The sequence below is a fragment of the Yersinia nurmii genome, assembly GCF_001112925.1.
Lineage (GTDB): Bacteria > Pseudomonadota > Gammaproteobacteria > Enterobacterales > Enterobacteriaceae > Yersinia > Yersinia nurmii.
In genome coordinates this window covers 105,582-130,881 of the sequence record NZ_CPYD01000005.1, presented here as the reverse complement: position 1 = coordinate 130,881, position 25,300 = coordinate 105,582, and the positions used below count along the sequence as shown (strand labels likewise).

Below are 25,300 nucleotides of genomic sequence, written 5' to 3'. Positions count from 1 at the left end.
ACGGCTGAACGCGTTATGAGGTGGATTCAACATGCTAACCCTGAACCGTCGTGATTTTCCCGGCCGCAGTTACCCTGACAAAGTCATTCAATTTGGCGAAGGCAATTTCCTGCGCGCCTTTGTCGATTGGCAATTGGATCTTTTGAACGAACATACCGATCTTAACGCTGGGATCGTAGTGATCCGGCCAATAGATACGGATTTTCCTCCGTCCTTGAGTACGCAGGATGGCCTGTATACCACGGTCATTCGCGGCCTGAATGAGCAGGGCGAAGCGGTGCGAGAATCTCGTCTGATTCGTTCGGTGAATCGGGAGATCAATCTCTATCGTCAGTTCGACGAGTATCTGGCACTGGCTCGCGATGCCAATATTCGCTTTGTTTTTTCCAATACGACTGAAGCCGGTATCGCCTGGAATGAGCAAGATAAACGGGATGATGCGCCACCTGCGTCATTTCCAGCGAAGCTGACGCGCTTGTTATTCGAGCGCTATACGCATTTTGACGGCGCGGCAGATAAAGGCTGGGTGTTGTTGCCTTGTGAACTAATCGATTATAACGGCGAAACCTTGCGGGAACTGGTGCTGCGCTATGCGGAACATTGGCAGTTACCGGCTGGATTTACCCGTTGGCTGACAGAAAATAATACTTTTTGCTCAACGTTGGTGGATCGGATTGTGACCGGTTATCCCCGCGATGAAGTGACCGCTTTACAGACTGAATTGGGCTATCAGGACAGCTTCCTCGATACGGCTGAATACTTCTATCTATTTGTTATTCAAGGGCCACAGTGGTTGGCAAAAGAGCTACATCTGGATCAACTGGATCTGAATGTACGTATCGTGGATGACATCAAGCCGTATAAAGAGCGTAAAGTTGCCATCTTGAACGGTGCGCACACAGCGCTGGTGCCCATCGCTTACCTGGCCGGTCTGGATACCGTCGGGCAAACTATGAATGATACTGAAATCAGTTATTTCGTGGAAAAAACCATTACTGAAGAAATCGTTCCGGTTTTAGATTTACCTGAGGATGAACTGCTTTCCTTCTCGCAGGCGGTATTAAGCCGTTTCCGTAACCCTTTCATTCAGCACCAGTTACTGTCAATTGCGCTGAATGGCATGACCAAATTCCGTACCCGCATTTTGCCTCAGCTTCTGGCTTACCAGCAGCAAAAGGGCAAGCTGCCGCCGCGTTTAACCTTTGCATTAGCCGCGTTGCTCGCCTTTTATCGCGGGGAACGTCAAGGAGAATCCTATCCGTTGCAAGACGATGCTCACTGGCTGGAAACCTACTCCCGCTTATGGAGCAGTGTGAAGCAATACGAAATGACTCCAGCCGCATTGGTTCAGGCCGTTTTGTCTGATGTGAATCATTGGGGGCAGGATTTAACCGCAGTACCTCAGTTGGCCGAACTGGTGACAGAGCAACTGCAAACTATCCTGGATCGTGGAATGAGAGCGGCGGTTGCGACTTACAGCTAAAGGTTTTCTATGCAAAAGACGATAAAAATTCACCCACTGGATAATGTAGCCGTTGCTCTACAGGATCTGGCGCAGGGAGAAGTCATCAATATTGATGGCGAAGCGATCACTCTGGCGCAGCCAGTGACTCGCGGGCATAAGTTTGCGCTAACGTTGATCCAGCCGGATCAGATGATTGTGAAATATGGTTTGCCGATAGGTCATGCACTGAGCCCGATTCAGGCCGGTGAGCACATTCATTCCCAAAACGCTAAAACCAATTTAAGTGATTTGGATGAATACCAATATCAGCCAGAATTTAGCGATCTGCCGGTGCAAATGGCCGATCGAGAAGTTCGGATCTATCGTCGTAAAAATGGCGACGTAGGCATTCGTAACGAACTGTGGATCATTCCAACCGTTGGCTGCGTTAACGGTATCGCGCGTCAGATTCAGCAGCGTTTTCTGAAGGAAACCAACGAGGCGGAAGGTATTGACGGGGTGCATTTGTTCAGCCATCCGTTCGGTTGTTCACAGCTCGGTCAGGATCACGAAAATACCCGAACCATGCTGCAAAATATGGTGCGACATCCTAATGCTGGTGCGGTATTGGTTATAGGTTTAGGCTGCGAGAACAATCAGGTCGACGTTTTCCAAACCACGCTGGGAGAAGTGGACAATGAACGGGTTCGCTTTATGGTGTGCCAGCAGCAGGACGATGAAGTGGAAGCCGGTTTGGCGCGTCTGCGAGAGCTATATCAGGCAATGCGCGGCGACTCGCGCGTGCCGGGTAAACTCAGCGAACTGAAATTTGGTCTGGAATGCGGCGGGTCGGATGGATTGTCCGGTATCACGGCCAACCCTCTGTTGGGGCGTTTCTCCGACTATGTGATTGTTAACGGTGGCACTTCAGTTTTGACTGAAGTACCAGAAATGTTTGGTGCAGAACGCATTTTGATGAGCCGTTGTCGCGATGAATCAACCTTTGAAAAAACCGTTAGCATGGTGAATGATTTCAAACAGTATTTCATCGCTCATAATCAGCCAATTTACGAAAATCCGTCACCGGGCAACAAGGCTGGTGGCATTACTACATTGGAAGAAAAATCGCTGGGCTGCACCCAAAAAGCAGGGCAAAGCAAGGTAGTCGACGTTTTGAAATACGGCGAGCGCCTGCAACGTCCGGGGCTGAACTTGCTCAGCGCTCCGGGGAATGATGCGGTGGCAACCAGTGCGCTGGCGGGAGCAGGCTGCCATATGGTGTTATTCAGCACCGGTCGGGGTACGCCTTATGGCGGTTTCGTGCCTACGGTGAAACTGGCGACCAACAGCGAACTGACGGCGAAAAAACCTCACTGGATCGACTTTGATGCGGGAAAACTAATCAAAGGGACTTCAATGGATGCTTTACTGGAAGAGTTTGTCGAACTGATCGTCGCCATTGCCAATGGTAAACTGGCGCGCAATGAAGCCAATGATTTCCGTGAATTAGCTATTTTTAAAAGCGGTGTCACCTTGTAACCATTATGGTTAGTTATTAAAATAAAACGGCGTTTCATTTATGTGCACTTACCGCTGGCACCCATTAGCGGTAAGTGTGTCGTTTTAGCCATGTTCTACGCCAGAAGAGATAGGGACTCCCCTATACCAGGAATACCCCACCATGACGTTCTATTGGTTTGCCCAAGCCGTTGGTGTATTGGCATTTTTTGTCGGTATTACCATGTTTTTCAACCGGGATGAACGACGTTTCAAACTGCAACTTTCGGCCTATAGCGCCATCATCGGCGGCCATTTCTTTCTTATGGGAGCCAGTGCCGCAGGCAGTAGCGCATTGCTTAACGCCTTACGCACGCTGATCTCGACCAAGACTCGTAGCAGCATAGTGATGGTTGTGTTTATCCTTCTGACGCTAACGTTAGGTTTGTGGCGAATGCATCATGCAGTAGAGCTTTTGCCGATAATTGGCACCGTAGCCAGTACTTGGGCGCTGTTCCGTACTCACGGCTTAACCACGCGCTGCATTATGTGGTGCTCAACCGCCTGTTGGGTAATTCATAATATCTGGTTGGGTTCGATTGGTGGATCGCTGATTGAAGGGAGTTTTCTGCTGATTAACGGCTTTAATATCATCCGCTTCCGTCGTTTGCAGTTGCAGGGAATCGATCCTTTTCTGGTCGAAAAGAAAGAATAAAAAAGGGCGGCTTTCGCCACCCTTAGGATAAGTGAAAAATCTTAAGATTTAACGCGTTGCTAGCGGGTCTGGATTAGCCAGCTTGGCATCGTCAGCCTGACAGGCTGCGGCGGTAAACAGCACATCGGTAGAGGAGTTCAGCGCGGTTTCAGCTGAATCCTGCAAGACGCCAATGATAAAGCCTACAGCCACAACCTGCATGGCGATTTCATTTGGAATACCGAATAAACCGCAGGCTAATGGAATCAACAGCAACGAACCACCGGCCACGCCGGAAGCTCCACAGGCGCACACTGTCGCGACTACGCTGAGCAATAATGCCGTCGGCAAATCAACCGCAATACCTAACGTATGTACCGCTGCCAGCGTCAACACGGTGATGGTAATTGCCGCGCCGGCCATATTGATGGTGGCACCCAGCGGAATGGAAACCGAATAGGTATCTTCGTTCAGATTCAGCTTCTTACAAAGTTCCATGTTCACTGGAATGTTGGCCGCAGAGCTACGGGTAAAGAATGCGGTTACACCGCTTTCACGCAGGCAGGCAAACACCAGTGGGTAAGGATTACGGCGAATTTTCCAAAAAACAATCAGTGGGTTAACCACCAGTGCTACCAGAAGCATACAGCCGATCAATACGACTAGCAGTTGCACATAGCCCATTAATACGCCGAAGCCAGTTTCTGCCAGAGTAGACGCGACTAGACCAAAAATACCCAAAGGAGCAAAGCGAATCACCACGCGTACTACGAAGGTAACGGCGTGAGACATATCAGAAATCAAAGACTTGGTAGTCTCTGAGCCATGACGCAGAGCAAAGCCTAAACCGACCGCCCAGGCCAGAATTCCGATGTAGTTGCCGTTCAATAGCGCATGAATCGGGTTGGCAACGATACTCAGTAATAGCCCGCGTAGTACTTCAACAATGCCGCCCGGAGGGGAGATATCGGCATTATGGGTTGCCAATACCAGCGTCGAAGGGAACATGAAACTCACGGCGACGGCAATCAATGCCGCCGAGAAGGTTCCTAATAAGTACAGGAACAGGATAGGGCGAATACTGGTTTTCTGGCCTTGCTTATGATTTGCGATAGAAGCCATTACCAGCATCAATACTAATACCGGTGCGACGGCCTTCAATGCACCGACAAATAAGGTGCCTAACAGGCCTACCGCGACAGCGGCTGATTGGGAAACGCTTGCCAGAATGATACCGGCAACCAAACCCACCAATATTTGTTTAACCAGACTTCCGCGGCTTAAGTAGTGAATTAACCCTGATTTTTTGTTTTCCATAAATATCAATTTACCTCTTCCCAGTGAACTGAATGTCGCTGTGTTGAATGACGTTGTACAGGCTTCATACCTCGGCCGGAACCTGACCGGGTACTTTTTCTTCAAACCTGTAACCAAGTGTGTTTGCCGGGTTAGTATAAGGGAATGGAATAGGCTGGAAAGAAACAATTGGGAAAATATAATGTCGATCACTTTGCATAACATTTTGTTTACATATGTGTGATCAAGATAACATTTGGCGATTAGTGGTATCTGACAAATAAATACGGGGTGGCTGGCACCCCGTGTAATAGATTATCAGGCAGAGAGCCACATAGTTAGTGTGGTGTATTTTTATCGGCGCGGTGATTCACCCAGGCATTCACTAGTAAAGTGAGGGCTAGAATACCGGCAACGACGCCAAGAGAGATACCGATAGGAATATGGAACAGATCGATAATCATCATTTTGATCCCAATAAATACCAGAATCGCCGCCAGACCGTATTTCAATAGCGAGAAGCGTTCCGCCACGTTTGCTAGCAGGAAATACATGGCGCGCAGACCGAGAATCGCGAACAGGTTAGAGGTCAGCACAATAAAGGGATCGGTGGTGACGGCAAAGATCGCTGGAATGCTATCGACGGCAAAAATTACGTCACTCAGCTCAACCAGAATCAGCACCAGCACCAAAGGTGTCGCGTACAACAGACCATTTTTGCGAATGACAAAGCGTTCGCCGTGGAGTTCATCAGTCATGCGTAAGTGGCTACGAATCCAGCGCACCAAGGGTTTATCACCAATTGGGCTGTCATCTTCTTTGGCAAATGCCATTTTCAGACCGGTGAACAACAGGAACGCGCCGAACAGATAAAGAATCCAGCTAAATTGCGACACCAGCCAGCTTCCGGCGAAGATCATTGCCGTTCGCAGCACGATGGCCCCAAGTACGCCGTAGATCAGAATGCGTCGCTGTAGATTGGCTGGAACGGCAAAATAGCTGAATAGCATCAACCAGACAAAGACGTTATCGACCGCTAAGGCTTTTTCAATTAGATAGCCGGTCAGGAAAGCGAGCGCCTGTTTATCCGCAATTTCGCGTCCTACGCTTTCACTCAGATACCACCAGAAACCGGCGTTAAACAACATAGCCAAGCTCACCCATACCAACGACCAAGCGGCGGCCTGACGTAGCGTCATGGTTTGAGAGCCGCGACGGCCTTGAAGGAAAAGATCAACGGCGAGCATAAACGCGACTATAACGGCAAAACCGACCCAAAGTACGGGCGTACCAACGGAGTTCATCATCAGAGTAAACCTCATAAAAAAACAAAACGGCCAACGTCGGAAGACGCCAGCCGCTATGTCTGAGCTGCAAGCAAACCTCGCCTTCCGGCAAGGTCTCACTTACAACCCTGATGATGTAAAAGCGATTTAATGGCTTCTACATGATGAGGTTGCCCGGTAACCGAGTGCTTTCGCACCGTAATGACGGCAAACCGGCAATGAAGTTACTCCCCTTTGCAGCACCAAAATTAATTTAAAAGAGGGTGCTGGTCAATCTCACCCATTCATTTTAATGATGATGGCTGTTGCGAATCCGCGGGGAAAACGACGCCAGTCTGACGACGAATTTCAGTTTGAAGGCGCGCGGTGCTGACTGAAAGCGTTAAACCTGGATGCTCAATCTGATTTTTAGCAATCAAATCGGCGAAGGCTTCAGCTTCATACCTCATATTATTTTCATACTGCGGTAGCGTCAGATCCTGTTTCTCCTGACCTCTTGGAGTATAGGTGATGCTATGGCACTCAGAGATTCTTTCAATAACGAGCGTACCGTCTTCGCCCTGAATTTCGCTCGGAATAGTAGATTGGCTAACTTTGGAATGGAATAATACGACGTCGAACTCACCATAATTCAGGCAGACCGTACCGTGAGCGTCAACTCCGCTGGGCAGAAGAGTGGCGCTAGCCTGCACGCTCTGCGGCTCTCCCCACAACGCGATGGCGCTTGCCAGACAGTAATAACCAATATCCATAATCGAGCCGTTAGAAAAAGCGGGATTGAAGGTATTAGGATTTTCACCCTGTAAATAACGCTGATAGCGAGAGGAATACTGGCAAAAGTTGATAAAGGCTTTACGTAGCTGGCCTAACTTGGGCAATGTATTTTGCAGCTGCCTAAAATTAGGCAGATAGGCGGTTTTAAACGCTTCGAAGAGTATGACCTGATGCTCTTTGGCGCAGGCAATTAAGGCTTCAACCTCGGTCAGATTCGAGGCCAGAGATTTTTCGCAAATGACGTGCTTTTTATGACTGAGTAACAGTAAGGCCTGGGAATAGTGCAGAGAATTGGGACTGGCGATGTAAACCGCATCTACCTCGTTGCTCTGGGCTAGGAGTTCAAGAGAATGAAAACAGGCACTGACCCCAAACTTATTGCCGAAATTTTGCGCCTGCTCCAATTGACGTGAGTAGACCGCAGCCAACGACATCTTGCCACTTTGGTGGGCGGCATCAATAAACCGTTCGGTAATCCAGTTTGTTCCAATAACAGCAAAGCGAATCATAAAAGCTCCGTATCTGTGTACTGTGTCAGTCATTGAACCGCCGCCCAGAAAAGAGGCTGACGATGAGAATCTATTGATGTCGTTAGGTCAATTAGGCGATGAGTAAATATCGCCAAACAGAGATAATTGGGTCAGATAAAGCCGGGTATCGAACTCTAACTGATGATATTGCGGTTCCATGTGGCAACACAGGCTGTAAAAGGCCTTGTTGTGCTCTTTTTCTTTTAAGTGCGCCAATTCATGCACCACAATCATTTTGAGGAAAGGCTCAGGCGCATTTTTAAATACCGTCGCCACGCGAATTTCAGCCTTGGCTTTTAATTTCCCTCCCTGAATCCGTGAAATGGCGGTATGTAGCCCTAATGCGTGTTTCATCACCTGAATTTTGCTGTCGTAAGCCACTTTGCTCAGCGGTTGAGCGTTACGCAGGTACTGGTTCTTCAGATCCATGGTGTACTGATAAAGTGATTTATCCGTATTGTAATCATGCGGTTGAGGATAACGGCTGCGTAGAACCTGCCCCAGACGTTGTTCGTTGATTAACTGACGAACTTGGGCTTGCAACTGCTCGGGATAACCTTGCAGATAGGTCAATTCCTGCATCTGAGTATGCTCTGGCTGAGAAGCCTCACCGCTCGGATTTTCACGATGATGGCTTTACGTTGAAGGTAATCAGCCGATACTACCGTTTTCAGCTAAATTAAACAAAAATGCACCAATGCCGGGATAGGATTTTGAGTGCGCGCCCGGCACTGGAAGCCCTTTAGAACAGGTATTTTACGCCAAGACCCGCATTGGTGTCAGAGTAGCCTTGTTTGCCCATTTGATGGCCTAAATTACCCCAGATATTAAGGTTTTTATTAAAGAGACTTTCAATACCTAACTTAACTTCTGCGATATGCTTTCCACCCGAACGATCAATTTTTGCGTTATCCATAATGATTCCCGCAGCTTTACTATTATGGATCCAGTTTGTCTCCAGATAAGGTTTGACTGACAGTGTGCGTTTTTCTGACAAAGCACCAGAGTTGATCAGCATATAACTGCGTAAGCCGACGTTTGTCATCCAATGGTGCTTGTCTTTAGGTGAAATCAGCGTGCCATAAGCATCAACATGATTTTTAGTTTTAATTCCGAGCCAAGCGGCCTGAGCTTTCGGTTGGATAAATAAACCAAACTGTTCCAGACCAATCAGTTGGTGTTTAAAACCAGTTTCGACAGAGGTAGTAAATCCCTTACTTTTATATGACTCGTTAGCTTCTCCTTGGGTTTCGACGCTATTTTTAAACCAGCTGTATTGCCCCTGAATATCAATATAGGCTCCTAGCTTAGTGTAGCGATCGGCAAACCATGTGGTGTAAAGCCCCAAGTTATATCCGTGGGTATTGGAACGGGCGCGATAACCGGTAATATTCGATTCGCTATTAGCATTGGCTTTTCCATATCCGCCAGTAATACCAAAGTATCCAACGTCGTTATCGTTGGTTGACCATTGGTTCAAAATATCGCCTAGCTGAATAGAGGAATAAGTGGATTTGCTGGCTAACTGGCCCGATGAATCCTTAAAGTGATGAATACCTGCGGATGTTTTCATCCACATGTGGGTCGTCATTCTCTGCCCGCTGAGAGGATCAACATATTCGGTTTGATTAAAGCGATCGTGAATATTGCTGATAAATAGTTTGTTAGCGGCTATCTGGTTGGAGATATAACCTGCCGCCTCTGGGCGGTACACCCGTGCGGTAGAGTTCGCACTGCTAGGATCGAGGGAGACTTTATTCGTGAGATACCAGGTTTTCCCCGTTGGCCCGTCTCGTAACAATCGGTAATCATAAGCACCGTATACCACGCGGCCACGCTGAATAAAGTTGCCTTTTACGTCGCCTGAAATCTCTATGAGTTCAATATCCTGAGCGTGTTTATTTATTGAACCGTTGACTCGGTGATTATGGATGTGATTATGGATAGTGACAAAAGTTGTGCCTGCGCTGTCACCATTAATCCAAAGATATCCACCTGGGTATTCGTTATTACCAATTTGCGTGTGGAAGTGTATTTCATTTTGGCTATTATCAGATAGATACTCATTCATATAAAAAATATACCCCCTCAGTTTACTGCTGGGCAACATGACTATTTTTGAGTTATTGCTCAAAGATAGACTTTTAATGATGGATTCATCATCCATTGTCCAGAGATTGTTATTCAAATTGATGGGAGACATCATATCTAATGAACCTGTAAAGCTTGTATTGGGGCTAATCACAACCGGGTGTATTACGTCGTTGGGAACAACTTCAGCATGTTGAGGGGGGGTATTAACCGCTACTTCGGTTGTTTCGTCTTGATTAATATCTTCATCTGAAGATGAATCAATCGGTTTGGGTCTGGCCGAGCTATCGATAGCATACACTGGAATGATTGAATGAATGATTATATCGATATTATTATAAATATTTTCTTCTGTAATAAGATCATCAATAGCATTAATTCCTAGCGCAGGAGATAAATTATTAAATGGCGTTATGGAGGATATAGAACCAGCAATCTTATCTAGATAAAGATCAGTGGCGCGTTTTTTGGTCAGGAACTTATGAAAATATTCAACACCAGAAGTAATGACTTCCAGAGCATCATTGGCAGGAATATCTATTCGACTATCAGGCCAGCGGGAGGTTACTGCTGGCAAGTAAGGAGCCTGAGGCTGTGTGTTCACGGCGCGGGGTGCCTCAAAGGTTGGCGGAGAAGCTAAAGACGTTGTGCTGGCGTTAGCGCTACTCATTGCCAACAGCGCTATGGCAATGCCTTTGGCACACCAATTACGATGAAAGGCCTTAGAGTGTTGAGTTTGGTATAAACGCGAGCTTGGTGGGATTGTGTCGGGAAAAGTGTTGAATAGATCCATGAGTGAGTACCTTCCGTGGTTATATTGCTGGATAAGCATAGGAAATTGCACAGGCAGCCTCCCATTAATTAGTTCTTTAATTTGTTTCATTAATAATGTATTATCGGTATTGGCTATATAACCTTTTCAGTTGTAATAAGTTGGCGGATTGTATATTTGCTTATTTCGATTTGATAGCTGCAATATCCTTAGAGAACTAAAAATGGGATAAACTGTAGAATTTTTTGAGGTTTATTCGTTATTTAAATATATCTCTATGCATCAATAATATAACTATAAGAAGAATTCCCCTCTGGTTAGCCCAGTATCAATAAAACCCTTATTCATGAAAAAACAATTTACTGATCGCCCTTTTTAGGGGATAAACAGCCCAAATTTATTATTCAGGAGCGGCGATGAGCCAACTCGATCTGGAAACGCAAAGCCTAAGACTTGAACGTTTCCCACAGCAGGAAGATTCCAGCAACCTACAGGCGTGGGAAGCAGCAGATGAATATCTGTTAAAAAACATCGACATCAATAAAGGTGCCGGACGCCCGGTACTGCTGTTCAACGATCAATTTGGTGCTTTGGCCTGCGCATTACACGCGTCCAATCCGTATAGCATCAGCGACTCTTATATGAGCCAGTTGGGTACCGCGCACAATCTGCGTTTGAACCGTTTGGATGAGAACGCGGTGACTTTGCTGAGCAGTATGGATGCCTTACCTGAGGCGCCGGCGTTGGTTGTGATTAAGATTCCTAAAGCATTGGCATTACTGGAACACCAACTCCAGGCGCTGCGCCGCGTGGTGGCTCCGGATACCATTATTATTGCTGGCGCTAAAGCCCGTGACGTACACAATTCTACTTTGCAGCTGTTTGAGCGTATTTTAGGCCCAACCAAAACCAGTCTGGCATGGAAAAAAGCCCGACTGATTCACTGTGAAGTGGCTGATTTACCGCTGACAGAAACACCGGAAACCACCGATTGGGCGTTGGGCGGCACTGATTATGTAATTCATAACCACGCTAACGTTTTCTCTCGCAACAATCTGGATATCGGCGCGCGTTTCTTCATGGAAAACCTGCCGTACAATCTGAGCGGAAAAATGGCCGATCTGGGCTGTGGGAACGGCGTGGTCGGGCTGATTGCCGTTGAGCAGAACCCGGATGCAGAAATGCTGTTTGTGGATGAGTCTTATATGGCGGTGGCTTCCAGCCGTTTGAATATCGAGCGCAATTTACCGCAGGATTTAGGGCGCTGCGAGTTTATGGTGAGCCACGGTCTGGCCGGCGTTGAACGTGAAAGTTTGCAGATGGTCTTCTGTAATCCTCCATTCCATCAACAACATACCGTCAGTGACCACGTTGCCTGGCAGATGTTTTGCGATGCGAAACGTTGTCTGAAAACCGGTGGCGAGCTAATGATTGTTGGTAACCGTCATCTGGACTATTACCATAAGCTGAATCGCCTGTTTGGTAACTGCGAAACGATCGATTCCAATCAAAAATTTGTCGTATTGAAAGCGGTGAAAACCAGCGCCGGCTCTCGTTCTGAGGGCGGCGGTTCAGGCAGTCTGGATATGTCTTACAGCGATTTCTAATCGTGCAGAGGGGAGCTCAGGCTCCCCTTTTTGATCCGCAATTTCAGATAGCTAAAGCCAATCGCGTGCCTTGATCGATGGCGCGCCGGGCATCCAACTCGGCAGCCACGTCTGCTCCACCGATTAAATGCACCTTTTTCCCCATATCCAGCAGTGGCTGATACAGCTCTCTGCGTGGCTCCTGTCCGGCACAAATAATCACGTTATCCACCGGCAGACAGGTCGATTGCTCGCCGCGGGTCATGTGTAAACCTTCATCATCAATTCGGTCATAGCTCACGCCATTCAGCATTTTTACGCCACGCATGGTCAGGCTGGTGCGGTGAATCCAACCGGTGGTTTTTCCCAATCCCTCGCCCACTTTGCTCGTTTTACGTTGCAACAGGAAAATTTGGCGTGGAGAAGGCGATAGTTCAGGGCCTTGAGGGGCTAACCCTCCGCGGTGATTCAAGCTTTGGTCAATTCCCCATTCGGCGTTGAAAGCTTCACTGTTCAGGCTGGTCGATTCCCCAGATTGACTGAGGTATTCCGCCGTATCAAAGCCGATACCGCCAGCGCCGATAATAGCCACTCGTTGACCAACCGGTTTTTTATCACGCAATACATCGAGATAGGTAAGAACCTTCGGGTGATCGATTCCCTCAATCGCGGGTAGGCGCGGCACAATGCCACAGGCCAGAATAACCTCGTCAAACTCAGCCAATTCCTCAGCCTGAATATGCTTTCCTAGCATCGTATTCACGCTTTGAATTTCAAGCTGTCGCCGGAAATAGCGCAAAGTTTCGTTAAATTCTTCTTTACCAGGAATCTGTCGGGCGATATTGAATTGCCCACCGATGCGGTCGGCAGCGTCAAATAAGGTCACCTGATGCCCGCGGCTGGCTGCGGTGGTCGCAAAAGCCAGACCGGCAGGGCCAGAGCCAATAACGGCCAGACGCTTGGGTATTGGTGTCGCTTGTATCGGCATCTCGCTTTCGCGGCAGGCGCGAGGATTCACCAGACAAGAAGTCAGCTTACCTTCAAATATCTGATCCAAACAGGCCTGATTACAGCCGATACAGGTATTGATTTCGTCCGCTCGGTTTTCTGCCGCTTTTCGGACAAATTCCGGATCGGCGAGGAAAGGGCGTGCCATGGAAACCATATCGGCGCAGCCGTCGGTCAGCACTTTTTCGGCGACCGCCGGATCGTTAATGCGATTGGTGGTGATCAATGGGATCGTGACTTTGCCCATTAACTTGCGCGTTACCCAGCTAAATCCGGCGCGTGGCACCATGGTAGCGATGGTCGGAATTCGGGCTTCATGCCAGCCAATACCGGTGTTAATCAGAGTGGCTCCGGCTTGTTCAATGGCCAGTGCCAGTCGTTCTATTTCATGCCAGTCTGAGCCTTCATCTACCAGATCCAGCATGGATAACCGATAGATCAGAATAAATTTCTCACCGGTTACCTGACGCACTGCCTGCACAATTTCCACGGCAAAACGCATTCGTTTTTCGAAACTTCCCCCCCATTCATCGGTACGCTGATTGGTGCGAGCGGCAAGGAACTGATTAATCAGATAACCTTCTGAGCCCATGATTTCAACGCCATCATAGCCCGCCTGCTGAGCCAACCGCGCGCAGCGAGCAAAATCCGCGATGGTCTGTTCAATTTCTTCCGTAGTCAGTGCCTGAGGTGAAAAAGGATTTATTGGCGCTTGCAGAGCGGAAGGGGCTACGGGCTGTTTTTGGTAGCTATAGCGTCCTGCGTGAAGAATTTGCAGCGCTATTTTCCCTCCGGCCTGATGGACGGCATCGGTGACAATTTGATGATGAGCCACCTGATCTTCATCGCTTAGCGTCGAACCGCCTTGATAAACCACTCCTTTTTTATTGGGCGCGATACCGCCGGTCACGATTAGGCCAACGCCGGCAGCCGCCCGCTCGGCATAAAATCGAGCCATACGTTCGGGGCCTTCGGGTAGTTCTTCCAGCCCGGTATGCATAGAGCCCATCAGAACGCGATTTTTTAGTGTAGTAAAGCCGAGGTCTAGCGGGGCGAGCAGGTTGGGATAAGCGATCATTGCAGTCTCCATCGGGTGCTTTGGTCATATCAGATACCACCAAATCGTTATTATTATTTCCCTTCCTCGCAGCTTATCGGGCAAGTGGTCGGATGAGATTTTTATTTCAATCTAGACGCTGTGGTCTGGCTTGGGAAATTTCTCTGTAGCGAATGTGATAGCCGTCATGAATATGCGGTTTTAAAGCCTGCCGCGGATTATCGTTTTTTTGAACATAAAGGTGGCGAAAGCGCAGGTGGGGCTGAAAAGACTCATTTATCCTTATAAAAAATAAGGAATAAAGGTTGGTTCCAAAGAAAAGGATAACTTTCGGTATTGTCAGGAACTGATAGTATGCGCAGTGTAAATAAATGTGTCGGTTAAAATAGCAGCTTACAGAATATTTCCTCTCTATCCATTGATAGAAAAGGTTCAAGTGTTTCGGTAATGCGCCGATACCGGTTTTAGATTTTTCCGCGTAGCCGATAACATTTTATCGAGCATGGAAGCTGGAGTCGTCAAGGATTATGAGTTTTAACGAGTTTTTGCCGTTGGTTATCTGCGTTATTTCCCTTATTTCTGTTCTGATCTACGGCGGTAGACGTTTTCGCGATCGCCTTAAACTACGACAGGCTCGACAACTTCCTGTAGTGCGCAGCCTGACTAGCGCGGAGCTCGCCGCGATAGAGATAACTTTCGGCCCGGTAACGGATAAGCTGCTGCTATTGGACCCATTTCGCAAGCCACCAAATCTGTCTGATCTGAATAATCATGAAGTGCGGATTATCGAAGGTGAGTATTTCAGCCACGGTTTGAGCGGCGGCGGGCAGGTAAAGCATGAAACTCTGGGTGGCGTTGAGGTGTATTTACCTTTTGACTCAGATGCGTTTCTACAGCCCCATAATCGGGCGGAAGTGATTTTTATCGGCAACCTTGGGTTAGTTCTTTCCCTCAACAACAGTTTCAGGTTTGAAGAGGGGCTGGAGCGTCTTATCGGCGCTGAAACCGTGCGGGAGAACTGGGCCAAGGGTACGCCGGGACCGATTGCAGAGGATTCTGCCAGCGAGCCAATCAAGCTAATCAGGCAGCGAAAAGAAACTGAAAGTGAATTTATTCTGCGCAAAGGTTCCGGCTGGCGCATTTTTCCTACGTTCCTGATTCTACTTGGTTTAGGAGCATTACTCGCCAGCACATTGACCACCGAGTGGGTCAGGGTCTGGTGGGGGGCTGCTGCGTTCCTTTTGCCGCTCGGGTATTTCTTGCTGTTGCGTCGTCGTAGCCTTCCCGGCGCAGTGAACATCATGCGTGGGAAAGTGTATGAGCAGGATGGTTTGCTATGGCTGGGAGACAATCTGCTGCTGGTATTCCCTGAGTCCTGGGGGGCTATAACGGCGCCTGCCGGTGAGGTTGAGGTTCATCTCAGTACCGAAGATTTTACCGTTTTACGTTTCAATGGTCGGGCTATCGATCAGGGAATGAATAACGTTAGGCCAATGTTCTGGCGTCATCATATTTCTATCATGATTGTGGCGTTGCTGGTGTTAGGGGTAGCGTGGAGCGAATGGCGAGCGCCTTTAGCTAGAATTGCACTGGGTTATCACCAACTTGCAGGTAGCGAACCGGTTCATTTTACTTCTTCTACGGCTTTACGGGACGCTCAGTTGCCGCCGGGAGAGTTGGTTACGGTGGAAGGGACTGCGCGCTGCGAAATGATTCTACCGGATACCATTAACGTCACCGATGAAACTCGCTCACAAAAGCCGTACCACGAAGTCTATGCCGACTGTAGCCGCCTAATTTGGGATGTTCCGCACCGGTTACCCATCATTCCGTTGGATGAGACCGTAGCGCGTCTGGCGACCGGCGCACTCTATGTTGATGATACCCATTATGGTTTTATGGCAAATATTCCTCAGGCGTTGGCAATGATTAACACTGCTTGTACCAACGTTGATTGTAACTATATGAAAGATCGCCTGAGAATCAGTATTAACGACGCTTACGGCACTGAGTCCGACGATTGGTATGACCTACTGGCAATGGCAGAGCTGGGGGCGTTTGAGCAGCCAGCGGCTTTCTCCAGCAACCATAAAGTTGAAATGTTGGATCAAAGTGCGGATGCGATGGGGATTTATATGCGCCCGGTGCTGCGTAAACAGGTCGCGGCCTTTGTTCCCAGTGAACATGCGGTAAAAATTGTGGGATTGAATCGGGAAGACCAGTTAGTACAACCACCTGAGAAAGTGGGGGGCTGGTTGCCAACTCTGGCCTTTTTCCGTTCGCAGGCAAGTAGCGCCGGTGAGCATAAGGTGTCCTTTATTGGCGCTACCGGCTTATCAAAAGACGCTGTTCCTGTGGTATTGGTCCAGCCCGAAGAGCAGCTCTGGCAAGTAATAGGTGCGTTCTGGCTGGCACTCATTGCGCTGGGAATGCTCACGGTGCATGGCACGTTGGCAATTCGTGCGTTACTGCATCGCAATCATAAATAAGTCATATTATTGCACTCTATTCTTTGGCTATTTGGCATTGATTGGTCATATGAATATCGACAACGAATAGCACTATTAAAATTAGCAGCCCGTGTAGCGCTGCTGAAAGTACCTCGGACATTGCGTTCGATATGCCAGCAAGTTGGCACTTAAATTAGCCGTAAACGGCACCTTAGAGGGAACTGAAAGTCAATGAAACACTGGAATCTTTGCGTGGGATCGGCACTGAGCATCGCATTAATGTGGCCAGCGGCTGCGCGTTTGGAAACTCACCATCCTGCGATTATTGTTGGCATGGAGGCCAACGCGAAATTACCGGCAAGTATGGATTACAGCGGCCCGGCGCTGCGTTTAACGCTGTCTTCCAAGCACGCCTGCGGAAACAATATTGCCTACATCACGCCGGAGTCTATTGGCGCGCCAGCCAAAGAATTTGGCTCAGTTGCGGGTAAGCTCAAAGAGTTGATGGACGATCAAACTCCAATGCTGATGTTTTTGGCTGACTGTCAGGGCAGCGTAGCCATGGTACATGGCGCTGACGATTGCAACGCTCAAACTTGTCCGGAGTTTGCTCCGAAAGCGGTCACTAAAGGCATGCTTTATCTGAGTGAAGAACTGGAGCCGGTAAGAGAAGCTGACGCTCAGTATGTTCAAAAAATGCCAATGCCTTATGACCAAAAGCTGAAGGCCTGGAAAATGGAAGTCTACGACGCCAACACCGGGAAACTGCACGTTGAAGGTTATATTGATGCGGAAGATTTTGCTTCCGGCAAAATGGTTCATCCCTATAAAACCTACTTCAGCAATGGCAAAGTCAGTGTAGACAGCAGCTTAGATGCCAATGGCTTACGTGAAGGTTTAACCACTCTTTATCATGAGAACGGGCGCAAAGCGACATCCAGCACTTTCCATAATGATAAACCGGTTGATGGTATTGATGAGAGCTATGACGAAAAGGGTCAGTTATCCGCCAAATTTAGCTATCGCGGCGGCGTTTTTGACGGCACTAATCTGGAATATTACCCGAATGGAAAAGTACGCAGCAGCAGCCCCTATGTAAAAGGGCAGCCGCATGGGCCGACGAAAAGCTATTACGAAGATGGCACCTTACGTAATGAACAGGTATTCGCAGACGGCAAGCTGGAAGGCTGGTCTATCAGCTATTACCCAAATGGTAAGGTTGAAAGCAAAGACTTTTTCGTTAAAGGCGCCCAGCGTAGCTTGGGTCAATGGAATGAAGAGGGCGTGCAAACGCTGCAATGGCAGTGGGATAACGATCATAAAGAGGTTGGCGTGCTGAAACAGTGGCATCCCAACGGCCAGTTGAAAGAAGAAAAACCTTATAAAGACGGTGAGTTAAACGGTGCCATAAAACGCTGGTATGCGGATGGCAAAAAAGAAATGGTGACAAATTATGTTGCTGGTAAGCAGGAGGGCGCTTCGCAGGTCTGGAATGAAGAAGGTAAACTGGTTTCGAACTGTATCTATAAAAACGATGTACGGATTAACGACTGTAAAAGTTAATTATCCAAAGTGATGTCATTATTCATAAGCCCGCGTAAGCGGGTTTTTTGCTTTTAATTTCATTGGGATGAGCCAGAGTTGATGATGTTGAGGCCATGGGATAGTGGATAGAAACTAATAAGCCACTCGCAGAGAGTGGCTTATTATCACGGCGGATCAAGCCGCTCGATCTGACCTTAGTTGCCGAGAGCTTTCAATACTTCATCGGCAACCGCGCCGCCAGAAGCTGGATTCTGACCGGTTATCACCCGACGATCAGCTACGGCGAATGCGTCCCATGCTTTGTCTGCTTTCTTGTACTGAGCACCGCGTTTAACCATTTCAGTTTCGGTCAAATAAGGGACATATTTATCCAGCTCGGCCAGCTTTTCTTCTTCATTACTGAAGCCGGTGACGGTTTTATCTTTAATCAGCAGCGAACCGTCCGAGAGTTTAATATTCAGCAGGCCAACGGCACCGTGACATACTGACGATACTATGCCGCCATTTTCATATATTTTACGGCTGATCTCTTGCAGCGGTTTATTATCCGGGAAGTCCCATACGACGCCGTGACCGCCAGCATAATAAATAACGTCATAATCTTCCGGTTTAATTTCTTCTGGCTTCAGCGTTGCGCCAAGCTTATTCATAAAGTCCTTGTTTTGATACCACTCCCAATCGGTTTTATCTGCCATGCTCAGGCTGTGAGGGTCAATCGGCGTGTAGCCGCCTTTTGGGCTGACATAGTCAATTTCATAGCCAGCATTTTGCAGTTTTTTCACAAAATGCACTGCTTCACCAAGCCACAGGCCGGTTGCGCGCTCAAGAGTAGGGTATTTCTCAACGCTGGTGACAACAACCAAGATTTTCTTTTTCATATTATCTCCCAAACACAGGGTCCCATTTACCAGATTAATATCACGTATAAATATAGGACAAAAAATGGGAAACATTCTGAATTAAGGGTGTTTGGCTGATGAGATATAAGCAAAGTGTATTATTCAATTTGAGTGTTTATATTAAAGCTCTCGTTTAGGTTATTCTTTTTTATCATTATGATAGCTTTTATCTCAGGAAGTCTATCCGCGTTAGGGAGAAATATAATGTTGTGGAAGTTGGGTATGGCTGCAATGTCGTTATGTATTTTCCAGGCATCGGCTAGTGATTATGTATGCGAAAACCAGATGTTTGACAGTAAGGTTGAGCACCTTGAGATGAAGAGGGACGCCAACCTGTTATCGCTACAGCGTCCGGGACACGAAATTTTCTATGCCAAACAAGAAGATGGCAGCATCTATTACCACGTGTTAGGGAGCGGGCAGCCGGAGGCAATACAAGTTATCTCGGATAATGAACTCTGGTATTACGTCCAGGGCAAACTGTATGAGAAGTGCTACCGCGCGGAAAGTTCGTAACGAGCGAGATAGGCCTGAAAGACTAAATTGCGAAAACCAGAGATTGCCGGTTAATAGGTAAAACGCCAAACTGTCGTCGCGAACCGCAGGTCTGGTGGCGGGCGACACTTTGGGCATTAAGGTTCTGAAAAACAAAAATCCACTCTCGAGGAGTGGCTTAATGTACTGATTTAACAGCTAAAATTTGGTGGCCCCTACTGGACTTGAACCAGTGACCAAGCGATTGTGAGTCATAAAATTGGCATGTTTTCAATTGTTCGCTATTGTCTCGGTTTGTGTTTTTAATTGTCTATAATCAATCAGTTATGAAGTTATTTTTGTTTCTGATTGGTTCTCTCATTTCCCCATTGTACTATCCTTACCTGACCCGTTACCTGACCAGAAATAGGCATCGGGTCAGGTAACGCTCATCCTTATAAAGGTAGATTTATGGCCGCTAATCTTACCGAGACTGCTATACGTGGACTGAAGAGCAAAAGCACGGCGTACTACGTGTGGAGCAACAGCGCTCAACGTGGCACAGGTAGGCTTGGTGTTAAGGCCCAGCCTTAAGGCCCGGACGGTCAAGTCGCTGTCCGGTTTGTCTGAGAAGGCCCAACTCACTATTTTTCTTGAACATAAGTCCATCACGATAACCAGATATAACCAGCCCTGAGCGGAACGCAGATAGGTAATGTCACCTGACCACCAGGTATTCAATGTCTCTGGATTATACTGCTGATTCAATAGATTAGCGGCAACGACCGCGGATTTACCACCACGTGGATAGCGATGACGGCTAGGCCGTTTAGCTACCAGTAATAAGTTTTTCATTATCTGCCGAACGCGGTATCTGCCCACGTTAAAACCTTGTTCCCGTAACTTGATGCACATGCGCCGGCTGCCATATGTGGCATCCATTTCAGCGTGAACATGCTTAGCCGCCGCGTGCAACATCAGAACATCGGGCTTGATCATTAGCCGACGACTACGGACATAAAACACGCTGCGCGTGAGCGATAAACAGCGGCATACCTGTTGGATATTTGCACCGACCTTCTTCAGTTTCACCGCGACTTTTTGTCGTTGTTCATTTCCATGGCGAAGAAGGCCGAAGCCTTTTTTAACAGGTCATTGTCGTTCTGCAACTGCCGTACCTGCTTTTCAAGTTCTTGTATTCGCCGTTGTTCCGGTGTTATTGCACTGGCTATCGGTGTGTTTCCGCGGATCTCTCCGCGATACTGCCGTAGCCAGCGTTGAAAGGTTGAAAGGCCAATATTCATTGTTTCAACAGCCTGGGTCACCGGGTACTTATGCTGAAGAACCAGATTGACGCACTCTTGTTTAAACTCATGAGTAAATGATTTTTTTCGCATTCTCACCTCGTTAGTGTTGCTCATTATATCTCTAACAAAGTGTCCGGAATGATTAGACCATTACAGGGGTTCAATCAAATCGTAGATGAGCTCAATGATCGGCCGAGGAAAACATTAAAATTCAAAACACCAAAACAGATAATTGAAAAGAGTGTTGCGTTGACAGATTAAATCTACAGAAACCTATTCTTAATAGGTCATTGTCGCTTAGCAACTATCATACCTGCTTTTCGAGTTTCTATATCCACGACGTTCAGGTGTTATAGCGCAGACAGTTGGGGTTTCCCCGCGATATTACTGTAGCCATCGCTATAAGGTCGAAAGGCCAATATTCATTACTTGTTAAATGGGTTTTTATTATATTTTAAGAGTTTATCTTTTTCTCTCCAGAATAATCTATCGCTGATTTTATCTCCAATAAAATAAATCCCAAATGAAGCAATAAGACAGATTACAGATATACCCGCATAAATAAATTTGCTATCTGAGTTTGAAAAGAAAATAAAATAAACAAACATTATAATTCCACCGCCAAAAAATGCCTGCCCAACACCATGAAAAATCATAGGGAATATTTTAAGTATTAAGTTAATCATCACTTCTCCAGAGCTATGATAAATTCTTCAAACACATCATCAAAAAACGCTTTATCTGAGTCATAAAAAACTAAAGCCCTAACAAATGGTTCTGTAGAATTTTCAACCAAAAAATACAAAAGATCAAGGTTACCTTCCTTTCGTAATTCCCAATATATTTTAGGCGATTTCTCCATTAACGCTCTTGAAGTATAAATAGCTCTTGAAACCATCGCCCCCAAACCTAGAATAGAAGTCATTACGAAACCGCTCGCCATCTTAAATGCCAATCTCGAGGCAAGAATCGCACCAATATCACCTAATAATATATTCTTAGTTATCATCCCACCAACAAGTTTAGCTACTTTAGTTTCGAGTATTTTTTTCTTCTGATGACTATCCAGTTTATCAAAATATTGTCCCAAAACCAATCTTAATATTTTTTCTATAGACTCTCTGTTGGCCAATCCAGATTTAATTAATTCTGCAAACCTATATTTATCATTATCATTTTGATATCGATGTTCCGTATCTAAAAAATCATACCCCAAATAGAAAAAATCGACGGGTAAGTCGACTAGGCCATGAGTAAGCCCAACTAACCACCCACCGCCACTAGCCTCCTCACTGATAACAGAAACCATATCCTTAGCAACATCTTTTGAACTGTCCACTAATATACCCTTTCATCCCAGATACTATATGACTCGGTTGAACAAGCAATATTCGCCCATGATATATCCTTATATTTAATGGATAAAATTTCTTGAGGGGTCATATTGTTATTATTCAGAGAGTGAGGGAAATCGGTTTTTAAACTTGCTAATGTTGCACGACCAAGTTTTACTTTATAATAAAGTTCAATACCTCCAGATTCATTTGTACGATAAAAACTAAATGCACAATCAAATTCTTCATTATTAGTTATACATTTAGCAAGTAATGGTGATGATTTATCTATTGGCTTTACAATAATAACAGGTTGATGATTAGTATTATCTTGCCTAGTTATCATATGCTGAAAATTGTATATGAGAATTTCATCTTTATGTGCATCTTGAAATTTATTTCCTATTGACTCCTTTGTGTTGCATCCTGCGGAGATCAGACCTTGTACTTTTCCTTTTATAGAGAGATAAATTAAACTTGACATTGCATTTCCTTATTTATTCTAAAATATACTTACTGATGTTAAGTAAAAAATGGGTGTGTCATATTAATTTTAAATTACGACTTGGACCATCAATTTGGATAAGTGACTCTGCTCATTCCAGCGATAGTATTATACTTTATGTCAAAATTATTGACACTATAAATTTATTTGGCTGTATTGCTAAATGATATCTATAAATAAGAAATTTTAATAACACATAAATAAAACACACTTACCTTTAATGTTTATATAACTTAAGCATTAACAATGCATCATTACAAATGTAATAACTGTATATTTAAATATTTCTTTAATAAAAATAACTGTGGGTCGTAATGTAGTGGTCAAGTAATATTGGCCACGGTTTTACAGTAAGAACGGTATCTGTTCTCTGATTCTTCCGGCGTTAGCCCCCCGTTGTAATGATGAGGTCTGACGCTATTGTAGTCATTCAGGATATAACCGCCAATTTGTCGCTGGGCCTCATGCTTCCCCGCGTAACCATTCGTCGGCACCCACTCTGTTTTCAGACTACGGAAGAAGCGTTCCATGGGACTGTTATCCCAGCAGTTCCCCCGCCGACTGACGCTTTGCTTTATCCTGTAACACCAGAGAACTTGTTGATATTTAAGACCTGTATATTGGCTTCCCTGGTCGCTATGGAACATGACATCACGCGGTTGACAACGCGTTTCATAGGCCATCCGCAGGGCACTGCTTATCAGTGCGGTATCGGCATGCGCTGATAGACTCCAGCCGATAACCCTACGGGCAAAAAGATCCATAACAACCGCCAGATAACACCAGCGATTTCCTGCCCAGATATACGTAATATCTCCACACCATACCCGGTCTGGCTCCGGTACAGCGAACTGACGCTCGAGCAGATTCGGCAGGCAGGTATGCTCCTGACGGGCATTTCTGTACTGATGTTTTCCGGGCTGACAACTGCTCAGGTTCAGATATTTCATCAGCCGCCCGGCACGGTAACGGCTCATCGGAACGCCTTTCTGGATCAGCATTCCCGCCAGAGTGCGTGTGCCTGCTGAGCCCCGGCTCTGGTTCCACGCCCGGCGTATTTCGCTGTACAGCCTGACTCGTGCCGGGTTGACAGTATCGCGTCGTTTTCGCCAGTACCGGTAACTGCTGCGGTGTATTTCCAGAGCGGAGCAAAGGCTAACAACCGTGTGGCTGTCACTCAGTCTGGCAACTATCGTGAAGCGTTCAGTGAGTCTGACATCAAGAGCACGGTAGCCTTTTTTAATATCGTATTTTGTTCCTCCAGGCGGCGAACCTGCTTTTCCAGTCCGCGGATACGTTGCTGCTCTGCAGTAATGGGGGTTGCTGAGGGTGTAATCCCCTGACGCTCTCACCTGAGCTGGCGTACCCAGGACTCAAGCGTGGTAGAGCCGACATTCATCGCCTCACTGGCTTGTCGATATGAGTAGCCCTTATCAACAATCAGCTGTGCGCATTCCAGCTTGAACTCAGGGGTGAAAGTACGCTGAGTTTTCTTGTTCATTAAGTCACCTGTTTTATGTTGAGGTGACCAAATTTACTGTGCCACTACAATCTTCTGATAAAAAATCACTATATGGTGACGGAGTAGCAATTGGATTTGAAGACTCCATATATCCTTCGATTAGTTTTCCAAGGATAGATAGTGGGTCTTTACACTCTTTATTTATTCTTCTAATCCATGCAAGTGCTTTGACGTGCTTAGATCCATCTGGCACCTCACCGGGCGAATCCGCATACATAAATAAGTTATCTAAGCTGGCGTGTGTTTCTAGTGAAGATATATGTTCAGCCACAGTAGCAATTAGTGGTTGAGGAATTTTCCGATCCATATTTACCCCACAGTAATTACAAAAAACAACATACGTTTTTGATAGGTTACCTAGCTTTGAAGCCGTAGACGTGAAGATACGGTGCGACACTTTTGCGACACTGATTACCAGATACAAAAAAGCCACCTCGTTAAAAGTGGCTTAATGTACTGATTTAACAGCTAAAATTTGGTGGCCCCTACTGGACTTGAACCAGTGACCAAGCGATTATGAGTCGCGTGCTCTAACCAACTGAGCTAAGGGGCCATATGTGGCGGCGATTATACGGTAGTTTTTAGCCATAGGTCTACAGTTAGCGAGCTATGTGCGTGTTTTATGTGCAAATATAGATAGTTGTATTTGTTGATAGAATGAGTGATGGGATATGAATTCATTCTGGAGTGCCTATGATTACAGATATTCTGCGACCACGGTTGAAAGTGGTGTTTTGCGGTATTAATCCGGGGCTGAGCAGCGCCAATCGCGGTTTTCACTTTGCCAATAAGAGCAATCGCTTTTGGAAAGTCATCCATTTGGCTGGGTTCACTAAACGCCAGTTGGCTCCTGAGGATGAATTAGAGCTACTGGATACCGACTGTGGCATTACCGCGCTGGTAGAACGCCCCACGGTAGCGGCAGCGGAGTTATCTGCGGCAGAATTGCGTCAGGGCGCGCAGGAGCTGATTGATAAAATAACCCTATACCAACCTCAGGTTCTGGCCGTTTTAGGTAAGCAGGCCTTTAGCAGCGCTTTTGGTGTACGTAAAATGCAGTGGGGGCGTCAGGAGCTAAAGATCGGTAATACTGAGGTTTGGGTATTGCCTAATCCCAGCGGATTGAATCGTGCGACGTTGGACGAGCTAGTCGCTGCCTATCGGCAGGTTTATTTCCGGCTGATCGAAAAATCCGGTGAAAGTTGATGCTGAATAGATAAAGAAAAACC

General features: G+C 46.7%; 19 protein-coding genes, 1 tRNA gene and 5 pseudogenes. 10 read left to right on the top strand and 15 right to left on the bottom strand.

Annotation, left to right across the window (positions count from 1 at the left end; genetic code table 11):
* The first annotated feature begins 31 nt into the window (after positions 1 to 31).
* The 3 genes from AD970_RS08200 (at position 32) to AD970_RS08190 (ending at position 3,656) form a co-directional block, all read left to right on the top strand.
* Positions 32 to 1,483, top strand: coding sequence for a tagaturonate reductase (locus tag AD970_RS08200; protein WP_049597828.1), 1,452 nt, complete (start codon positions 32 to 34; stop codon positions 1,481 to 1,483).
* 9 nt (positions 1,484 to 1,492) lie between these two features.
* The gene (locus tag AD970_RS08195; RefSeq protein WP_049597826.1) at positions 1,493 to 2,983 is read left to right on the top strand and encodes a UxaA family hydrolase; all 1,491 of its coding nucleotides are present in this window, start codon (positions 1,493 to 1,495) and stop codon (positions 2,981 to 2,983) included.
* A 142-nt stretch (positions 2,984 to 3,125) separates the two neighbouring features.
* Positions 3,126 to 3,656, top strand: a complete 531-nt coding sequence (locus tag AD970_RS08190; RefSeq protein WP_049597824.1) for a YgjV family protein — start codon at positions 3,126 to 3,128, stop codon at positions 3,654 to 3,656.
* Between the two features lie 48 nt (positions 3,657 to 3,704).
* On the opposite strand, the gene sstT is transcribed toward AD970_RS08190, so the two are convergent.
* The 5 genes and pseudogenes from sstT to AD970_RS08165 form a co-directional block, all read right to left on the bottom strand.
* Positions 3,705 to 4,952: a serine/threonine transporter SstT gene (sstT, locus tag AD970_RS08185; RefSeq protein WP_049597822.1), complete on the bottom strand. Its 1,248-nt coding sequence runs from the start codon at positions 4,950 to 4,952 to the stop codon at positions 3,705 to 3,707.
* A 317-nt stretch (positions 4,953 to 5,269) separates the two neighbouring features.
* Positions 5,270 to 6,238 (bottom strand): TerC family protein, encoded by a 969-nt coding sequence (locus tag AD970_RS08180; protein ID WP_049597821.1) that lies wholly within the window; start codon positions 6,236 to 6,238, stop codon positions 5,270 to 5,272.
* Between the two features lie 263 nt (positions 6,239 to 6,501).
* The gene (locus tag AD970_RS08175; protein ID WP_049597819.1) at positions 6,502 to 7,500 is read right to left on the bottom strand and encodes a Gfo/Idh/MocA family protein; all 999 of its coding nucleotides are present in this window, start codon (positions 7,498 to 7,500) and stop codon (positions 6,502 to 6,504) included.
* Between the two features lie 87 nt (positions 7,501 to 7,587).
* Positions 7,588 to 8,109, bottom strand: a pseudogene (locus tag AD970_RS08170) (M48 metallopeptidase family protein); the annotation flags it as partial.
* A gap of 154 nt (positions 8,110 to 8,263) precedes the next feature.
* A complete protein-coding gene (locus AD970_RS08165; RefSeq protein WP_049597816.1) occupies positions 8,264 to 10,405 on the bottom strand; it encodes an autotransporter family protein in 2,142 nt (713 codons plus the stop codon).
* A 395-nt stretch (positions 10,406 to 10,800) separates the two neighbouring features.
* Between AD970_RS08165 and rlmG the strand changes: the two genes are divergently transcribed.
* The gene (gene rlmG / locus AD970_RS08160) at positions 10,801 to 11,991 is read left to right on the top strand and encodes a 23S rRNA (guanine(1835)-N(2))-methyltransferase RlmG (RefSeq protein ID WP_049597815.1); all 1,191 of its coding nucleotides are present in this window, start codon (positions 10,801 to 10,803) and stop codon (positions 11,989 to 11,991) included.
* Positions 11,992 to 12,034: 43 nt separating this feature from the next.
* Here rlmG and AD970_RS08155 read toward each other — a convergent pair whose 3' ends face one another.
* A complete protein-coding gene (locus AD970_RS08155) occupies positions 12,035 to 14,056 on the bottom strand; it encodes an NADPH-dependent 2,4-dienoyl-CoA reductase (protein WP_049597812.1) in 2,022 nt (673 codons plus the stop codon).
* A 506-nt stretch (positions 14,057 to 14,562) separates the two neighbouring features.
* On the opposite strand from AD970_RS08155, the gene AD970_RS08150 reads away from it, so the two are divergent.
* Complete coding sequence (locus AD970_RS08150) at positions 14,563 to 16,524, top strand: IgaA/UmoB family intracellular growth attenuator (protein WP_049597811.1); 1,962 nt, start codon at positions 14,563 to 14,565, stop codon at positions 16,522 to 16,524.
* A 192-nt stretch (positions 16,525 to 16,716) separates the two neighbouring features.
* Positions 16,717 to 18,048, top strand: coding sequence for a toxin-antitoxin system YwqK family antitoxin (locus AD970_RS08145; protein ID WP_072080621.1), 1,332 nt, complete (start codon positions 16,717 to 16,719; stop codon positions 18,046 to 18,048).
* Positions 18,049 to 18,224: 176 nt separating this feature from the next.
* On the opposite strand, the gene AD970_RS08140 is transcribed toward AD970_RS08145, so the two are convergent.
* Entirely contained in the window at positions 18,225 to 18,908 is a 684-nt protein-coding gene (locus AD970_RS08140) for a type 1 glutamine amidotransferase domain-containing protein (RefSeq protein WP_049597808.1), read from the bottom strand.
* A gap of 225 nt (positions 18,909 to 19,133) precedes the next feature.
* Here AD970_RS08140 and AD970_RS08135 point away from each other — a divergent pair, with 225 nt between their 5' ends.
* On the top strand, positions 19,134 to 19,445 hold the full coding sequence (locus AD970_RS08135) for a hypothetical protein (protein ID WP_049597807.1): 312 nt from the start codon (positions 19,134 to 19,136) through the stop codon (positions 19,443 to 19,445).
* A gap of 429 nt (positions 19,446 to 19,874) precedes the next feature.
* Positions 19,875 to 19,991, top strand: a pseudogene (locus tag AD970_RS19830) (Arm DNA-binding domain-containing protein); the annotation flags it as partial.
* Between the two features lie 60 nt (positions 19,992 to 20,051).
* Here AD970_RS19830 and AD970_RS20100 read toward each other — a convergent pair.
* Positions 20,052 to 20,381, bottom strand: a pseudogene (locus tag AD970_RS20100) (IS3 family transposase); the annotation flags it as partial.
* Between the two features lie 110 nt (positions 20,382 to 20,491).
* A complete protein-coding gene (locus tag AD970_RS08125; RefSeq protein WP_049597806.1) occupies positions 20,492 to 20,800 on the bottom strand; it encodes a transposase in 309 nt (102 codons plus the stop codon).
* Between the two features lie 90 nt (positions 20,801 to 20,890).
* Between AD970_RS08125 and AD970_RS20095 the strand changes: the two are divergent.
* Positions 20,891 to 20,971 (top strand): annotated as a pseudogene (locus AD970_RS20095) (hypothetical protein); the annotation flags it as partial.
* A 164-nt stretch (positions 20,972 to 21,135) separates the two neighbouring features.
* Here AD970_RS20095 and AD970_RS08120 read toward each other — a convergent pair.
* The 6 genes and pseudogenes from AD970_RS08120 to AD970_RS08095 all read right to left on the bottom strand — a co-directional run bounded on the left by AD970_RS08120 (position 21,136) and on the right by AD970_RS08095 (position 24,624).
* Positions 21,136 to 21,396: a hypothetical protein gene (locus AD970_RS08120; RefSeq protein ID WP_049597805.1), complete on the bottom strand. Its 261-nt coding sequence runs from the start codon at positions 21,394 to 21,396 to the stop codon at positions 21,136 to 21,138.
* Positions 21,396 to 22,049 carry a hypothetical protein gene (locus AD970_RS08115; protein WP_049597804.1) on the bottom strand — a complete coding sequence of 218 codons (654 nt, stop codon included), beginning with the start codon at positions 22,047 to 22,049 and terminating at the stop codon, positions 21,396 to 21,398. The genes AD970_RS08120 and AD970_RS08115 overlap by 1 nt, the downstream gene beginning before the upstream one ends.
* Positions 22,049 to 22,528, bottom strand: a complete 480-nt coding sequence (locus AD970_RS08110) for an Hcp family type VI secretion system effector (protein WP_049597803.1) — start codon at positions 22,526 to 22,528, stop codon at positions 22,049 to 22,051. The genes AD970_RS08115 and AD970_RS08110 overlap by 1 nt, the downstream gene beginning before the upstream one ends.
* A gap of 344 nt (positions 22,529 to 22,872) precedes the next feature.
* Positions 22,873 to 24,050, bottom strand: a pseudogene (locus AD970_RS19590) (IS3 family transposase).
* 13 nt (positions 24,051 to 24,063) lie between these two features.
* Complete coding sequence (locus AD970_RS18785) at positions 24,064 to 24,378, bottom strand: hypothetical protein (RefSeq protein WP_235786921.1); 315 nt, start codon at positions 24,376 to 24,378, stop codon at positions 24,064 to 24,066.
* 169 nt (positions 24,379 to 24,547) lie between these two features.
* Positions 24,548 to 24,624, bottom strand: a tRNA-Ile gene (locus tag AD970_RS08095).
* A gap of 140 nt (positions 24,625 to 24,764) precedes the next feature.
* Between AD970_RS08095 and mug the strand changes: the two genes are divergently transcribed.
* Positions 24,765 to 25,277: a G/U mismatch-specific DNA glycosylase gene (gene mug / locus AD970_RS08090; protein WP_049597801.1), complete on the top strand. Its 513-nt coding sequence runs from the start codon at positions 24,765 to 24,767 to the stop codon at positions 25,275 to 25,277.
* The last annotated feature ends 23 nt before the right edge of the window (positions 25,278 to 25,300 follow it).

Bases quoted from the DNA above. Each gene is read 5' to 3' on its own strand.
- AD970_RS08110 (WP_049597803.1), bottom strand. From the start codon at position 22,528: ATGTCAAGTTTAATTTATCTCTCTATAAAAGGAAAAGTACAAGGTCTG.
- AD970_RS08135 (WP_049597807.1), top strand. From the start codon at position 19,134: ATGTTGTGGAAGTTGGGTATGGCTGCAATGTCGTTATGTATTTTCCAG.
- AD970_RS08140 (WP_049597808.1), bottom strand. From the start codon at position 18,908: ATGAAAAAGAAAATCTTGGTTGTTGTCACCAGCGTTGAGAAATACCCT.
- AD970_RS18785 (WP_235786921.1), bottom strand. From the start codon at position 24,378: ATGGATCGGAAAATTCCTCAACCACTAATTGCTACTGTGGCTGAACAT.
- AD970_RS08190 (WP_049597824.1), top strand. From the start codon at position 3,126: ATGACGTTCTATTGGTTTGCCCAAGCCGTTGGTGTATTGGCATTTTTT.
- AD970_RS08180 (WP_049597821.1), bottom strand. From the start codon at position 6,238: ATGATGAACTCCGTTGGTACGCCCGTACTTTGGGTCGGTTTTGCCGTT.
- AD970_RS08150 (WP_049597811.1), top strand. From the start codon at position 14,563: ATGAGTTTTAACGAGTTTTTGCCGTTGGTTATCTGCGTTATTTCCCTT.
- AD970_RS08145 (WP_072080621.1), top strand. From the start codon at position 16,717: ATGAAACACTGGAATCTTTGCGTGGGATCGGCACTGAGCATCGCATTA.
- mug (WP_049597801.1), top strand. From the start codon at position 24,765: ATGATTACAGATATTCTGCGACCACGGTTGAAAGTGGTGTTTTGCGGT.
- AD970_RS08195 (WP_049597826.1), top strand. From the start codon at position 1,493: ATGCAAAAGACGATAAAAATTCACCCACTGGATAATGTAGCCGTTGCT.
- sstT (WP_049597822.1), bottom strand. From the start codon at position 4,952: ATGGAAAACAAAAAATCAGGGTTAATTCACTACTTAAGCCGCGGAAGT.
- AD970_RS08155 (WP_049597812.1), bottom strand. From the start codon at position 14,056: ATGATCGCTTATCCCAACCTGCTCGCCCCGCTAGACCTCGGCTTTACT.
- AD970_RS08120 (WP_049597805.1), bottom strand. From the start codon at position 21,396: ATGATTAACTTAATACTTAAAATATTCCCTATGATTTTTCATGGTGTT.
- rlmG (WP_049597815.1), top strand. From the start codon at position 10,801: ATGAGCCAACTCGATCTGGAAACGCAAAGCCTAAGACTTGAACGTTTC.
- AD970_RS08125 (WP_049597806.1), bottom strand. From the start codon at position 20,800: ATGCGAAAAAAATCATTTACTCATGAGTTTAAACAAGAGTGCGTCAAT.
- AD970_RS08175 (WP_049597819.1), bottom strand. From the start codon at position 7,500: ATGATTCGCTTTGCTGTTATTGGAACAAACTGGATTACCGAACGGTTT.
- AD970_RS08200 (WP_049597828.1), top strand. From the start codon at position 32: ATGCTAACCCTGAACCGTCGTGATTTTCCCGGCCGCAGTTACCCTGAC.
- AD970_RS08165 (WP_049597816.1), bottom strand. From the start codon at position 10,405: ATGGATCTATTCAACACTTTTCCCGACACAATCCCACCAAGCTCGCGT.